Annotated in this window: 14 protein-coding genes; 1 reads left to right on the top strand and 13 read right to left on the bottom strand. The window is 38.1% G+C overall.

The genetic code is table 11. From position 1 onward, the window contains the following. Positions 1-26: 26 nt before the first annotated feature. The 4 genes from MHI57_RS19930 to MHI57_RS19915 form a co-directional block, all read right to left on the bottom strand. Positions 27-500, bottom strand: a complete 474-nt coding sequence (locus MHI57_RS19930) for a GNAT family N-acetyltransferase (protein ID WP_095370487.1) — start codon at positions 498-500, stop codon at positions 27-29. 12 nt (positions 501-512) lie between these two features. Then, positions 513-2,180, bottom strand: coding sequence for an FAD-binding dehydrogenase (locus MHI57_RS19925; RefSeq protein WP_322910095.1), 1,668 nt, complete (start codon positions 2,178-2,180; stop codon positions 513-515). Between the two features lie 31 nt (positions 2,181-2,211). Next, positions 2,212-2,607, bottom strand: coding sequence for a hypothetical protein (locus MHI57_RS19920; protein ID WP_340978018.1), 396 nt, complete (start codon positions 2,605-2,607; stop codon positions 2,212-2,214). 568 nt (positions 2,608-3,175) lie between these two features. Next, positions 3,176-5,188, bottom strand: a complete 2,013-nt coding sequence (locus MHI57_RS19915; protein ID WP_340978016.1) for a methyl-accepting chemotaxis protein — start codon at positions 5,186-5,188, stop codon at positions 3,176-3,178. A gap of 225 nt (positions 5,189-5,413) precedes the next feature. Here MHI57_RS19915 and MHI57_RS19910 point away from each other — a divergent pair, with 225 nt between their 5' ends. Next, complete coding sequence (locus MHI57_RS19910) at positions 5,414-6,286, top strand: glycoside hydrolase family 73 protein (RefSeq protein WP_340978014.1); 873 nt, start codon at positions 5,414-5,416, stop codon at positions 6,284-6,286. A 152-nt stretch (positions 6,287-6,438) separates the two neighbouring features. Here the strand turns inward: MHI57_RS19910 and MHI57_RS19905 are convergent, their stop codons facing one another. From MHI57_RS19905 to MHI57_RS19865, 9 genes are all read right to left on the bottom strand, one after another. After that, complete coding sequence (locus tag MHI57_RS19905; protein WP_340978013.1) at positions 6,439-7,602, bottom strand: Ger(x)C family spore germination protein; 1,164 nt, start codon at positions 7,600-7,602, stop codon at positions 6,439-6,441. Continuing rightward, entirely contained in the window at positions 7,599-9,041 is a 1,443-nt protein-coding gene (locus MHI57_RS19900; protein WP_095370493.1) for a spore germination protein, read from the bottom strand. The genes MHI57_RS19905 and MHI57_RS19900 overlap by 4 nt, the downstream gene beginning before the upstream one ends. Next, complete coding sequence (locus tag MHI57_RS19895) at positions 9,019-10,119, bottom strand: GerAB/ArcD/ProY family transporter (RefSeq protein WP_322910099.1); 1,101 nt, start codon at positions 10,117-10,119, stop codon at positions 9,019-9,021. The genes MHI57_RS19900 and MHI57_RS19895 overlap by 23 nt, the downstream gene beginning before the upstream one ends. Positions 10,120-10,294: 175 nt before the next feature. Further along, positions 10,295-10,645, bottom strand: coding sequence for a hypothetical protein (locus MHI57_RS19890; RefSeq protein WP_340978010.1), 351 nt, complete (start codon positions 10,643-10,645; stop codon positions 10,295-10,297). A 6-nt stretch (positions 10,646-10,651) separates the two neighbouring features. Beyond that, positions 10,652-11,359, bottom strand: a complete 708-nt coding sequence (locus MHI57_RS19885; protein ID WP_340978008.1) for a hypothetical protein — start codon at positions 11,357-11,359, stop codon at positions 10,652-10,654. A 350-nt stretch (positions 11,360-11,709) separates the two neighbouring features. Next, positions 11,710-12,585, bottom strand: coding sequence for a hypothetical protein (locus tag MHI57_RS19880; protein WP_340978006.1), 876 nt, complete (start codon positions 12,583-12,585; stop codon positions 11,710-11,712). A gap of 13 nt (positions 12,586-12,598) precedes the next feature. Further along, on the bottom strand, positions 12,599-13,549 hold the full coding sequence (locus MHI57_RS19875; RefSeq protein ID WP_340978004.1) for a hypothetical protein: 951 nt from the start codon (positions 13,547-13,549) through the stop codon (positions 12,599-12,601). Then, the gene (locus MHI57_RS19870) at positions 13,542-14,417 is read right to left on the bottom strand and encodes a cell division protein FtsX (RefSeq protein ID WP_340978002.1); all 876 of its coding nucleotides are present in this window, start codon (positions 14,415-14,417) and stop codon (positions 13,542-13,544) included. Before MHI57_RS19870 ends, MHI57_RS19875 begins: the two co-directional genes overlap by 8 nt. After that, positions 14,407-15,054 carry a cell division ATP-binding protein FtsE gene (locus MHI57_RS19865; RefSeq protein WP_340978000.1) on the bottom strand — a complete coding sequence of 216 codons (648 nt, stop codon included), beginning with the start codon at positions 15,052-15,054 and terminating at the stop codon, positions 14,407-14,409. The genes MHI57_RS19870 and MHI57_RS19865 overlap by 11 nt, the downstream gene beginning before the upstream one ends.

Here is a 15,054-nt window from a genome sequence, read left to right as displayed (position 1 = left end):
CCTCTCACCTAGTAACTTGTATCCAACTACCGATCCCACTGATAGTAAATAAAATTTCCCTCTTCTCCTTGCATGACAAAGTTATTTCTCTCTAATACTTTTTGAGAAGAAATATTATCTTTCGTTGTTTTGGCCAAGAATTGATTGATTTTCTTATTTTGCTGTAGAAGAATTTGCAATGCATGACTCGCTATCCCTTTCCCAGTGTATGTCTCACCTATGCGATAGCCAAGATAACCCTTTTTCTCTCGCCAGTCTATATCTACAATATTTATTCTACCGACAATTTCATCTGTTTCATTTCTAATAAGATAGAATAATGATTTATTTTCAGCTTGCTCCCCTAATAATTCTATTAAGACTTGTAGGAACTGCTCATATATCTCATAACTTACAGGTCTAGGTGGAACACTTTTCTCAAAAAATTGTTTATTCACTTTTTCAAATTTGAACAGTTCTTTTGCGTCATCATTAGCAAGTCTTGTCAGTCTATATGTCATCGTATAAGCTCCTCATATCGTTTCATTATCTAATGCTGCCACGATTGCTTGGCCTGCCACTTTTCCTGTAAAAAGACAGCCACCAACAAACGTTCCTTCTAATGAGCGATAGCCATGCACTCCACCTCCGCCAAAGCCGGCTACTTCTCCTGCTGCATATAAGCCGTGAACAGGGGATCCCTTTTCATTTAACACCCTTGCTGATAAATCGGTTTGCAAACCACCTAGTGTTTTTCTACTTAAGAGATTTAAACGAACGGCAATAAGCGGGCCGTTTTTTGGATCAAGAATTTTATGAGGCTTAGCCACTCGTATTAATTTATCCCCCAGATAGTTTCTTGCTCCTCTAATAGCTGTCACTTGCAAATCTTTTGTAAAAGCATGATCAATCTCACGGTCTCTTGCTTGAATTTGTCTCTCAATTTCATCCACACGCAGCAAATCATTGCCAGAAAGTTTATTCATTGCAGTGACAAGATCACCTAGTTGACTAGCAATAACAAAATCTTCCCCTTTATCCATAAATGCTTTTACAGGCGTTGGTACACGTTTTAATGCTCTGCCAATCACTTTACTAATGCTTTTACCCGTTAAATCTGGATTTTGTTCGGAGCCAGATAAGGCAAACTCTTTTTCAATTATTTTATGAGAAAGAATAAACCAAGAATAGTCATAGCCTGTTTTTTTAATTGCCTCTAGTGTACTAAGTGTATCAAAACCTGGATAGTTAGGCGCTTGAAAACGTTTTCCATTTGCATCAAGCCAAATAGAAGATGGTCCAGGAAGAATACGAATCCCATGGTTCTCCCATACAGGCTGCCAATTCTTAATTCCCTCTGTGTAATGCCACATGCGGTCACGGTTCACAATCCTTCCGCCTGCTGCCTCTGTAACCGAAAGCATCCTTCCATCCACATGTGCCGGAACTCCAGAAATCATCTGTTGAGGTGGCTCTCCAAGTCTACTTGGCCAATTTTTACGAATCAGCTCCATGTTCGCACCGATTCCTCCGCTAGCGACTAAGACTAGTTTTGTATCATATTTAAAGCGACCCACTACTTCTCTATTACTTCCTTCCCCACGTTTCGCTTGGCTAGCCTTTAATACGGAGCCACTTAATCCAACAATCATACTACCGTCTGTTATTAATTGCTCCACACGGTGACGCGGTTGATATTGGACCAAGCCTTTTTTCATATGTTCCCGTACTCGGCGTTCAAATGGCTCAACGATTCCTGGACCTGTTCCCCAGACAATATGAAAGCGTGGTACAGAGTTACCAGGGCCATCAGCTAACTGTCCCCCCCTCTCTGCCCAACCGACTACTGGAAAAAAACGAACCCCCATCTTGTGTAACCATGCCCGCTTTTCTCCTGCTGCAAATTCAACATAAGCTTTAGCCCATTGCAATCCCCAATAGTCCTCATCTTCTATCCGATCAAAGCCAGCTGTCCCCTGCCAATCCTGCCATGCTAACTCCTTAGAATCCTGGATTCCCATTCGACGCTGTTCAGGGGAATTGACTAAAAACAGTCCACCAAATGACCACCATGCTTGGCCACCTAAGGATGCTTCTGGCTCTTGGTCTAAAAGTAATACCCGCTTCCCACCATCCGCTATTTCTGCCGTTGCCACCAAACCAGCTAATCCTGCGCCAACCACAATCACATCGTAATCCATTGAACTTTCCTCCATTCATCCATTTATTTAGTTATAATGACTGTTTATTGTTTGTAGGGCGAGTTAACATACTTTTTTGTTTCGCTTCATTTAAATCTATCTCGGGATACGCTCTTTCTACTAATCTATATGTTTCTACTAATATTTTTTCAAGTTCTTGTAAATCTTTCATAGTTAATTGCCCTATATAAATTTTCTCTAACCTCTCGAGAAAATTTGATGGTTTAACTTTCAATGCGTTGACCGATTTCCTTAACCATACAAAACCAGGGTGTTGAATAAACTCTTTATTCAATACAAATAATAATATTAAAATATTCTTTTCAACTGAAAAAAGAACTTGTTGTAACATATACCAATCATTTCGCGCTAGTAATCCATATCTACTATGCCAGCTATTTGTTACTTCTTTATACTCTTTAATCAAATTTATTGTGAGTGCTGTTGGATATCTATCAATTTGTCTTCTTGAAGCTTTAAATATGTCTTTACCAATGAGTGGAATACCACTTTTAGGCTTGCAAGTAATACTTGTTTTTCAATATCTGCTTCTTGCTTGATTAGAAGGTCATCGATGATCCGCTGAAAAGTTATCGTGCGAAAATTGCTTATTTCATATTTTACGTTAGAGACTATATACGATTCGGACCATTCTTCATCTTCAAATGGGAAAAAGTCGAGAACTTTACCCCCTCTTTCTTTATTGGGTAAAGTCGTTCATCATCCATATGATCTTTATTCCATAAGACGTTGATTTCAATATCGGAATACTCGTCTTCCCTACACGGGAAACAGATTCAGAAATTTATACTATATCAACATTAGTGTTACTTCGATAATATTCAGTACTTTTTTAGCCTCCTCGATCAAAATCATTCATATCATCCTTTTACAAATTTTTATTAATAAACCTTAAAATACTTCACTATATACCAACCCCTAACATTCGTTAAAAAAGAAAAAAATCCTGCTTTCACAGGATTTCTTCTTCTATGTTAAAGTTTAAAGCGACCAATTAATGATTGAACCTTTGTCGCTAAGTTATTTAAGTGTTGTGCACTTTCAGTCACATTTTCCATCGAACCGCTTACTTCTTCTGCCGATGCAGATGTTTCTTCAATGCCCGCTGCTGATTCTTCTGTCACAGAGGCGATTTCTTCAATTGTACCGTTCATTTCTTGACTATTTGCTGTAATATCGTTAAGATTTTCTGCAATTTGAGCAATACTTTCTCCCATTTCTTGCAGTGATAGGCGGATATCATCAAATGTTTGATTGGTTTCATCCATTTGCTCTTTTCCTTTTTCAACCTCTGTATATCCCGTCTGCAAGGAAACAACGACTTCTTTTGAATCAGATTGGATGGTCATGACAATAGATGTGATATCTTGGACAGATGCTGCCACCTGTTCTGCTAGTTTACGAACTTCTTCTGCAACAACGGCAAACCCACGACCATGTTCTCCCGCTCTCGCTGCTTCAATAGCAGCATTTAATGCAAGTAAATTCGTTTGCTCAGCTACTTCTTTTATCACAGCAACCAACTTTGTGATATCTTGTGTTTGCTGATCCAATGTTTTCATTTTTGCTGTTGTTTGGCTGACAATGTCATGAATTGTCTCCATTTGTTTCGTTGATTGTTGCATATTTAACGTGCCTTTTTCCGTCATAACAAAAACATCTTTTGTCTTTTCTTGAATCCATTCACCATTCGCATTGGTCTCATCAATCTTTACAACAAAATCATTCATAAAGGAAGAAATGTCACTCGCACTTTTCGCTTGTGCTTCTGAACCATACGCAAGCTCCTCCATTGTTGTAGCAATCTGTGAAGTACCTGCTTTTACTTCTTCAGAAATTAATTTCAATTCCTCACTTTTGGCTGTTACTGTGTGAGATACATCTTGAACATCAACGAGAAGCGTTTTTATTTGTTGATTCATCTCATTCGTTGCTATTACAAGGTGACCAATCTCATTTTTATGTTTAATAGGAAGTGGTTCATGAGTAAAATCTCCATCTGCCATACTTTTCATTCTGCCTACTACATCATGCATCGGCTTTGTTAAAGCTCGGGTAATGAAGTACGAAGTAACAATTGCTAACAATAAAACCACACCAATAGTAATTAAATTAGGTAACACGATTGCTTCCCCTTGTTTTTCTAAATCCCTCGTTTTGACTATACCGCCTATGGTCCATCCGGTTGTAGGATTCTCAATATAATGAACAATTTCCTCCTCTAACTCAATACTTCCAAGTGATTGTTCATTAGAGTCTGTGGACAAATCTAATGAAGCGGCTTGTCCAATAAGTGCTGAATCAGGATGAGCAACATATTTACCAAAAGGATCGACAATCATGCCATATCCTGTGTCACCTACGTCCATTTTATTGACCATCTCAATCAATGTGTCAACAAGTACATCAGCCCCAACAACACCTACTAATTGATCATTTTGGTAAACGGCTTCAGAAATCGTTATAATCGTTTCCCCTGTACTACCATCTTTATATGGTGCTGTCCAAACGGGATCACCTTTTGCAGCAACTGCCTCCTTATACCAATCTCTTTGCTTTGCAAGGAAATCATTTCCTAAATCAGCTTCAGGATAAATCACTACTTCACCCGTACTCTCACTAGCTGAATAAAGGTTTATGACAGAGTCCGTTGTTTCTTGTGTTTCGCGGAAATAGGCTAATACCTCTCCATTGTCACCTTCTGAGGGAATGATGTCCTCATTCATCGTCATTCGAGTCATGATTTGATGTTTCTGAGTAAAGAACATCTCAAAAGTATCATTTAAACTCGTTAATTGTTCTTCTACTTTTTGGTTGAGGATCGCTGTCGTATTTTTAATACTAAAATGGTAACTAACATAACTAACCGTCATGACTGCAATGATAATTAGCGCTAAGAACGGCAGCAATATTTGAAATTGAATAGTGGATGTTAAGCGGTTTAGGAATGAGTTTTCCTTCCCCTTTCGATCGAATAACTTGCCCATAAATATTCCCCTTTTTATCTAAAATGCGTGATTAATGACCTATCAAAAATAAATAACCACATCTTTTGTCCTGTTATTTTTATCGGCAGACTAGGATATCCTTTCATGTTTATCTGTAATGGCAGAAAATTTAGTTTATTACTCTTATAAAGAGGTGTCACTGGAAGAATGAACATGATTCAAGTTATATTAGTAGAAAGTAATATGGAATAAGGGGACATTCGAATGAAAAAGAGCAAGTGGATTTTATTTACACTCGTTTTGTTTATAGTGGGCATCTACTTTATCGCTATGAATAAAGAAAAAAGTATCTCTATTGACCAAACAGGACAAGTTCAAGCAGTTGTTGATGAAACGAGTCGTGGGAAGGCTCAAGTTGATTGGCGCTATGTTTCAGCTATGGCAGAAGTGAAGTATGGCATTGAAAAAATAAGTAATGAGGAAATAAAACAACTAACAAATCAATTTATTACCGAAGAAAATGATGATTTTAAAATAAAAGAGATTGATAGAGTATTAACCGAAAATGAGTACAGCCAAGAAGAAAAAGAAGAAGTGAAAAATTACTATAATCAATTAACAGATCAAATTGAAGCAGCAGACAATAATAACCTAAAAAAAATGCAACGAAACTTTATCAATGATATTGAAGCAATTGCAATAGAAAACTATGAAACCTATCGTATCCTTCCATCAATTACGATTGCTCAAGCCATACTTGAATCCGATTGGGGTAGATCGACCCTCTCATCCGAATATAATAACTACTTTGGCATCAAGAGCCATAATTGGGACGGAGAATCAGTAAACCTAGAAACGAAAGAGTACTATGATGAAACAATTGAGGATGCTTTTAGGGTATATGATCAAATGGAGGATTCCGTAAAAGATCACGGAGAGTTCTTAGCCACTCACGATCGCTACAAAAAAAATGGGCTATTCAATGGCACAACTTATATGGAGCAAGCAGTAGCATTACAAGACGCTGGATACAGTACAATTGAAAATGAACAAGGCGAAAAAATCTATAGCGACCAATTGGCGCAGATTATTCAGCAACACCAATTGCAATTGATTGACAGTAAAGTATATCAATAAAATGTCCATTGAAAAAAAGGATGGGCGACAACTACAAATTCGTACACTAAACATGTACGAATAGATATTGATAAAACTCCCTTATAAGTAGCATCTTTATAATCTCTGTCTACTTATAAGGGAGCCAATCTACTTAAGTTTCAACCAGGTTCTTAGTCTGTCTTCCCTCTTTCTTTCAGTTCTTCAAACCGTTTGTTTTTAAATGCACTTGCATGTTGAATCGTTACATCTGCTCTTACTTCTACCTCACTTTTATCTAAGTAATTTTCCTTGTCCTTTTCCCAGCTTTTAAAGTCATTACGATAGAGAATATGACCCAGGTCAAGAAAGTCTATACCTTCCTCTACCCCTAATTGGAATAGATCTTTAATTTCCTTTGACAAGTTTTCTTTTGTTTCTCTAAGTAACTGGTTATATGTCTGGTCATTTACCTTATTCCCAAGACTCGCTTTTACTTCTAGTTGTACTTCAAATTGATATTTGCCCTCTTTACTATCTACAAGTTTCTTCTTCGTCTTGATATTATCAATAACAATAATCGTTTCCTGATTTCCGCCATCAGGCACTTTCAATGAAGACCTTTCTGTACCCTTGGATACCCACCTTATGCCTTTAATTGTATCTAAATTAAAATAACCTATATATTTAATATCTTTAATAAAAAAGGCGCCACTATAAGTCAATTTAGGCTCTTTCTTTTCGTTACTCCTCCATTGGCTCTCTGTGATTGTGATACCAGGTAAATAAGTCGTTTTCCCAGGTTCAAATATTTCTCTAAAGAATTGATAAAGCTTGATCGGTCTTACCATTGTACTTTGTTTACTTGATCGATCCGGATGATGTAATAAGGTTTCTAGAGAAGACTGTTTAAATAAACCTAGTGTGGACAACACCTTATCAATTGGATCTTGGGTAGCAAATATCCAAGGCGTTTGCCTATATTCATAATATCTCGTCAACTCGTCCAACACATGGTCAAGACCCTGATTTAAAATCGCTTCACTGACAACTATTGTTGAAATATGCGAAAATATAATAACTTCCTGTTCAGATTTATATAATTCAAAATACGCATCTAATAATGTTTCTCCAGAAGATATAGAAATATATGTTTGAGCATAGCTTGTTTCACCCTCGGTTTTTGCGACAGAATCAAGTCCAACAAGTTGTATATATAATTGGTATTTCCCATCTTTAAAGTCTACACCTAAGGCAGTTGCAAAATTCAAATTCTGTATTTCTTTCATGTCAGACTTACAGGATGCACATGTCACTAGGAGAAGGAGACATAATAACGAAAGGAAGAGCTTTTTCATTTGCTCTTTCTCCTTATACTTGCAATCCAGTTTTCATTCTTTCTTCTGCGAAAAGGATTGACCATGAAAGCGGACAAAAACTCACCAAAATTCAGAGATGTTATCGGCTCTAAATAAGACACTTTAAACGATTCAAGTCTTGTTAAGTAAACAACAATACTGATGAAGCTTAAGGCAAATCCATAAACGCCTAAAAAAGTAGAGAAAAGCATCGTATATAATCGGAGGATCGTTACAGTACCAGTAAGCGATTGATTTACTAATGTAAAAGTGGCGACTGCCGCCACAGCGAAAACAACAAGCAATGTTGGAGAAGCAAGCCCTGCTCTAATTGCCGCATCTCCAATAATTATACCCCCTACAATAGAAATCGTTTGCCCTAAGGCAGTCGGCATCCGAACTCCCGCTTCTTTTAGTAATTCAAAAAGAAGGAGAATGAGAAATGATTCTAATGGTAAGGAGAAGGGTAATCCATGGCGCGAAATGACGATGGTTGCAATTAAAGGATAAGGTAGTTGGTCAATATTAATATTTGAGATAGCAAGGAAGAAAGACGGCACGAATATAGCAATAAATAAACAAACGACTCGAAGCAATCTTTGAAAGGCAACAATATAATAAGGAAAGTGAACATCTTCAGGAGATTTGATTATTCCTAATAGGTTCATCGGCCCTATTAATACCGTAGGTGACCCTTCAACAATGATAACAAATCGACCTCTAAGTAAACATTGCGCTGCAAAATCCGGCCTCGTTATATAATCTAAAAGAGGAAAGAGAGAAAATGTCTTATCTGATATCCATTGTTCAAGTTGCCCCGCACTAATAAGGCTTTCTACATCAACTTTTTCTAATCTTTTTCTCGCTTCATCAATCACATTTTGCTTAGCCTTGCCCTCTAAATAGACAAGCACTGTTTTTGTTTCTGTTTCACTTCCAATTTGAAAGACTTCACTCTTTAACTTTTCTGTTTTAATTCTTTTTCTAATCAGAGCCATATTTGTATGTAATTCTTCCGTAAATCCGTCCCTTGCACCTTTTAAGGCAACTTCCGTTTGTGAATCTTCAGGTGAGCGATGTGGAATTTGAGCGATATCGATTGCAAAATAATTCCTGCCTCCGTTTACATAGAAGATGACATAACCACCTAGTAAATGACTCACCATATCCTTTGTTTGATGAATTTTTAAAAATGTTGGCCATTGTGATGCCATTTCTTTCGAGCGGTATCCTTCATTGAAATAAGTCACAATCGCATGTACATAACGGTTATATTGTTCTCTACTAATCATTCCATCAGCGTATAAGGTGAGGACATTTTGTTGTGTAACCAAATGGATATCTGATGTCTGATTAAATAATTCCTCTAAATGCCGACTGTTTAGCTTTCCGGTATCTAAAAGTTTATCTAATTGTTTATATTGACTTTCCACGGTCATACTCTTTTTCACCCTTTCGGCTAGGAAGATAGCTGACGAACAATAGAATAATGGTCATAACCACCCCAAAACATAGGGCAACCTTGTAAAAATAATGTTTAATGATATGAAAAACAAGAATATCGCTCGTCTGTAAGGAAACGATGCCATATAAGATAAGAGCTGTTAAAGTTATGAGAATAACCTTCCACCACTTTTTTTGAATATGGATTATTTCCGGAATAAGAAATAAACAAAGTGAGACTCTGATGGTTACACCACTTAATAATTGAAACACAGCTAAAGCATCCACATGGGATATTAAATCCCCAATTGATACAAGTCTCCATTGTTCAAATGCAGGAAACCGCATATTAGCAGCCATACTTGGACCAAATGATGTTAATGAACCAATGGTTGGTCCCATAATAAGCATCGTTAAAACAGTTAATAACAACATTAAATACCAATATGGTATCTTCTTTTCAAAATAGTGATGAATGATAAAGAAGATAAGTAAATCCACACTCCCACCTAGCACGATGATTACACCTTCAATAACAGAAGCGTCTTTATCAGCAAATAACGGCAAAAGATAGGAATAATCTTTTTCCTCTAAGGTGGCTATCGCGACAAACATACCTAATCCCCATACAATAGGCAAGAGAATGGTCGAAGTATAGATGATCGTTTTGATGCCTGAACTGGCTGCCCACACACATAACAAAATAAAGGGTAGGGCGACAATCCATATAGGTGTAAATGGTAGGAAAAAAATATGCACTGATTGGATCAAATCAAAAAATGAAACAATACCAGCAACACTAAAATACAAGAGAAACAAACTCATAATACTATAGGAAAGAAATGTCCCAACTCTTTTTTTCATCCAAAGGAAGGTATGTTCGCCAGCTTGATTTTTAGATAAGATGATCTTATATAAAAATATCCAAACAAACATAATACCGTAGGCGATTAAAACGCTTAACCAGGCATCTCGTTTAGCCAAACCCAACAAATGGGGTAAAATGAGCACATGATTAGATATGCCTATAAATAAAATAATGACAAAAGCAAGTTGAAGGCGAGAAAACTTCATTTATCCACCCTCTCTATCTTCCATAAGATATTGGTATTATTTGTTTAATTGGCTAGCTTATTCCTATAAACTTAAATTAATATTCAGTTGGAAGATACATGTTTTTTGGTGGCTTTAATTGTTCAATCACAAAAAAACTGGAGTTACATTGCAGAGGAGAGGCCTAAACAGAAGACTAATTGCAACAATAAGCTAAATTACTTGTGTGGCTGAAGGGAATGATTTTTTGAACCAGGGTCACGCGCAAACTACATTTGCAACGCTTTCTTTTCTGTTTTCGGATCTGTGTATGACTTGCTATCTCCTTTTGCTTCGCTCTCATTTTGGTTTGCTCATCTGAGTGACTCGCTCTCCCCTTTTGCTTCGCTCTCATTTCGGGTTGCTCATTTGAGTGACTCGCTATTGCCTTTTGCTTCGCTCTCATTTTGGTTTGCTCATCTGAGTGACTCGCTCTCCCCTTTTGCTGCGCTCTCATTTCGGGTTGCTCATTTGAGTGACTCGCTATTGCCTTTTGCTTCGCTCTCATTTTGGTTTACTCATCTGAGTGACCCGCTATTGCCGTTTGCTGCACTCTCGTTTCGGGTTGCTCATTTGAGTGACTCGCTCTCCCCTTTTGCTTCCCTCTCATTTTGGTTTGCTCTTCTGAGTGACTCGCTCTCCCCTTTTGCTGCGCTCTCGTTTGGGTTTGCTCATTTGAGTGACTCGCTCTCTCCTTTTGCTCCCCTCTTGTTTCGGTTTGCTCTTCTGAGTGACTCGCTCTCTCCTTTTGCTGCGCTCTCATTTCGGTTTGCTCTTCTGAGTGACTCGCTCTCTCCTTTTGCTGCGCTCTCGTTTGGGTTTGCTCATTTGAGTGACTCGCTATTGCCTTTTGCTTCGCTCTCGTTTCGGGTTGCTCTTCTGAGTGACTCGCTCTCCCCTTTTGCTTCGCTCTCGTTTGGGTTTGCTCATTTGAGTGACTCGCTATCGCCTTTTGCTTCCCTCTCATTTCGGGTTGCTCTTCTGAGTGACTCGCTATCGCCTTTTGCTTCCCTCTCATTTTGGTTTGCTCTTCTGAGTGACTCGCTCTCTCCTTTTGCTGCGCTCTCGTTTTGGTTTGCTCATCTGAGTGACTCGCTCTCCCCTTTTGCTGCGCTCTCATTTCGGTTTGCTCATCTGAGTGACTCGCTCTCCCCTTTTGCTGCGCTCTCGTTTGGGTTTGCTCATTTGAGTGACTCGCTATCGCCTTTTGCTTCCCTCTCATTTTGGTTTGCTCATCTGAGTGACTTGCTCTCTCCTTTTGCTTCGCTCTCGTTTCGGTTTGCCCACCCGAGTGACTCGCTCTCCCCTTTTGCCTCCCTCTCGTTTGAATTTTTTCTTCTGAGTGACATGCAACAACTTTCTTCTACTCGGCTTTCAATCTCTTTCTTCAGTTTGAATAATGCGTATATCTTAAATACCCAACTCTTTAACTTGTGTGAACAAATGATAAGAACGACTTAATATCTTTTAAATTCTTCAAATATCACTAATTTGTCACCACCTCTAAACAAATAAAAAACCGTAACAGAAACGTTTAATCAGTTTCTTGTTACGGTTATAATCCCTCTCTAACTATTTCCTTTTTTTCATATACAAACCGACCACGATAAGAACGACAACAACAACTAAGCCGATAAACAACCAATTGGCATAATGATTACCTTTCTCTTCTTCCACTTCAGCTGTTTCTTTCTTACTCTCTTCATCAATAGAAGATGTTTCTTCCTCAACTACTTGTTCTTGTACAGGCTGCTCTTCAGATATAGATAAGAACTGTGCCACCTCTTCACCGTTATCATGAGGGTCTTCCATTAGTAATGAAGTTGTCACATACATTCCTTCCCAAACAGTAGGATCAACAGATGGTGCATCTACATATGGGTGAGCAGCAAGTATGATTGTTTCATCACCTATTTGAATATGATATTGGTGAGTATCTTTCCCATCAACACTTATCTCTTTTTGTTCGACAGCTTCAACTTGACCAACTGGCCCTTCAGTAAAGCCAGCCTCCTCTATTAGGGAACTTCCGTGTTCACTAATAAACATAGCAAATGCTTCTCTTGTTAAGCTCTCAGAACCATTTTCAATTGCCAGTTCACCTGCAAAAAAAGCTTCATTTACATCAGCAAATGTCGCGTTCCCCTTGAGTGAAGAGATCCATCCTTTTTCCACTACTTGTTGGGCCGTATTTTCTCCTTCAAGGTGGTAATATGCTGCGACAAACTCAGCCAATTCTTCCATCGTCAAACTGTCATTTGGTCTGAAAGTGGCAGTTTCATCTTGGCTATTCGTCATCCCTAAAGCGGTAATAAACAATATCTCACCTTTTGCCTCTGTATAATTTAAATCATTATAAGCATTATCAGCATTCATCACATGTGCATGAGCTTGTGACGTTATCAGTATAAATAACACCGCACATATACTGACGATTTTCTTCCACATCTCTTTTCTCTCCTTATTTGGTTTGTAATTGTAGATAACCATCTTTTTGTGTAAGATATGGTTGCTCCACGCCATCTAAGTTTTTTAAAGTTTCATAGGATAAGGTAAATGGAATCAATTCTTCTAATAACTCTTTCGGTAAGAAAAATCCATTATAAAAGCCTTCTTCTAATATCAAGCTTGCGGATTGTCCATCCTTATTCTGTAAGACTTGCCCGATTAAAATAACATGTCCCTCTGGACGCTCGTAAACCATATACACATGATCCGCCCGAAAATAATAGGATAAGTCACTTTCAGTATTTAACCATTCTCCTGACAATCGATACGTACCATCAGGTTGAGCCACTACCCAATGAGTCAACTCCTCATTAATTCGCTTATTATCGCGCTCAATACCGGCAATAATATGATCCTCTATTTCAGCCGTCCAATCAATATCTAAATAGTTAGCGATCTGTTCTAATCCTAACTCTTCATTTTCCGCTAAATAGGTCGCTCTAGCTTGGATATTTTTCTCAATCATCCCTAACAACTCTTGATGTCCTTCTAACGCATTCTTTGCTGCCTCTAGTTGCTTAAACGACAGATAGAGTGTATTTAATTCCTCTAAATACGCATCAATCTGCTGCTCTATCAGCCAATAATTCCCTTGGATATCAACTATATCTTCACCATTTTCAGTCATAGCTAGCCATGTATCTAGACCAACATCACTATAAAATTGCAGCTGATCAACGGCTAGTCCTTGATCTTGCTTAAATGCTGTTTCTAGTGATTCTACCTGTGGCTCTAGTGCTGCAATTTCCTTCTCTGTTGCCTTCATCTCATCCTTTAGCTTATCAATCGTTGATTCATCATAGACAATGGCAAGAAAGTCAGCAAAAGCGCCTGTCAAGTGAGCATAAACAGGAAGTGCGAGTCCCATAACAAGCATAATAGTGAGTATGACTTTTTTAAACATCACGAATCAACTTTCTTGTTGCAAGAAAACTTGCCCCAATGCCAATCACTATACTTACAATACATTGCAAACTAAAGACGATGATCCGATTAGAGCTATCTAACTGTATTAAAAAAGGCACTGCTTGTTCAATTGGATGTAAGACAAGTTCAAATAGAGCAAAGGTAGAGAAAAGGCTCAAGATACCACCCACTAACCCTAATAAAAACCCTTCAATTAAGAATTGTAATCTAACATGAGCAGGATTCGCTCCTACTAATAGCTTTACACGAATTTCTTTTTCTCTTTGATATAATGCTAGATGAAAGGCAATGTAGGCAACCATACAAGCAATGATTAAAAGTATGATAGCAATGATACTACCATATGTTTCAACTTTCTTAATCCACTCGTACAGTGTCTGAGCCATCTCTTGTGGATAGATGACCTCTGCAATGCCCTGCATACCATCTAAAGACCGAGCCACTTCCTCTATTAGACTTGCATCTGTCACATGGACTTTAATAGCATCATTCATCGCCCCATTGGTAAAGGAATCCAACAAATGCTCTCTATTCATAAAAAAATGTGAGAGACCAGCTAACACTTCATCGCCTGTTTCTACTTCGACAGATTGAATAAAATCATTCTCTACAAGCACAGAAGATAGTTGTTCGGTATCATACCCTTTCTCCACGTACACCTTCATTGAGATTTGCGACTCCACATAAGTGATAGTATCTTCAAGAGCAAGCCTCATTAAAAGCAGACAACCGATTAAAGTGACAGCTACAAAGATAAGAATAATAGATGCAAGCGATGCACCTTTATTGCGCTTCAGTCCAGATTGGACATCGTCCCATATATAGCGGAGTGATTCAAAGCTCATAAACCTTACCTCCCTCAATCACCCATGACTTCTCATTCATTTGTTGAATCAGTTGTTCAGAGTGAGTGATGACCAACATCGATACACCTTCTTCTTCATGTAGCTCTTTTAACAAGGTTAATATTTCGAGAGAAGTTTCTCTGTCAAGATTACCAGTTGGTTCATCAGCTAGAATGAGCTTTGGTTTATTCAATAAGGCACGAACAACAGCTGTGCGTTGTTGCTGCCCTCCTGATAATTGCTTCGGAAAATGGTGGAGATGGTCTGCCAGTCCTACTCTTGTTAGAAGACGAACCGCTTCGTTTTCTATCTCCTTTTGTGGTTTTCCTAAAATCTTTCCTGCGAGCATGACATTTTCTAACACTGTCTTTCGCTCTAATAATTCAAAGGATTGGAAAACCACACCCATTTTTCTCCTTAATTCATATTTCTTCATTTGTCCAATCTCTTGCCCATCAATCAGAATGTCTCCACTATCTCTCTCTATTTCTCTGTAAAGGAATTTAATTAACGTACTTTTTCCAGATCCAGATTTCCCTTTTAAAAATGCGAACTCATTCGATTGAAGCTGAAATTGGACATCCTGTAAAACCTTTCTGTCTCCATAACTCTTTGATACACGATTTAATACAATCAC

This window comes from Cytobacillus sp. FSL K6-0129 (assembly GCF_038007625.1).
Classification (GTDB): Bacteria; Bacillota; Bacilli; order Bacillales; family Cytobacillaceae; genus Cytobacillus; species Cytobacillus kochii.
Note: the sequence above shows the minus strand (reverse complement) of the source record. Positions and strands in the feature narration are given on the sequence as shown.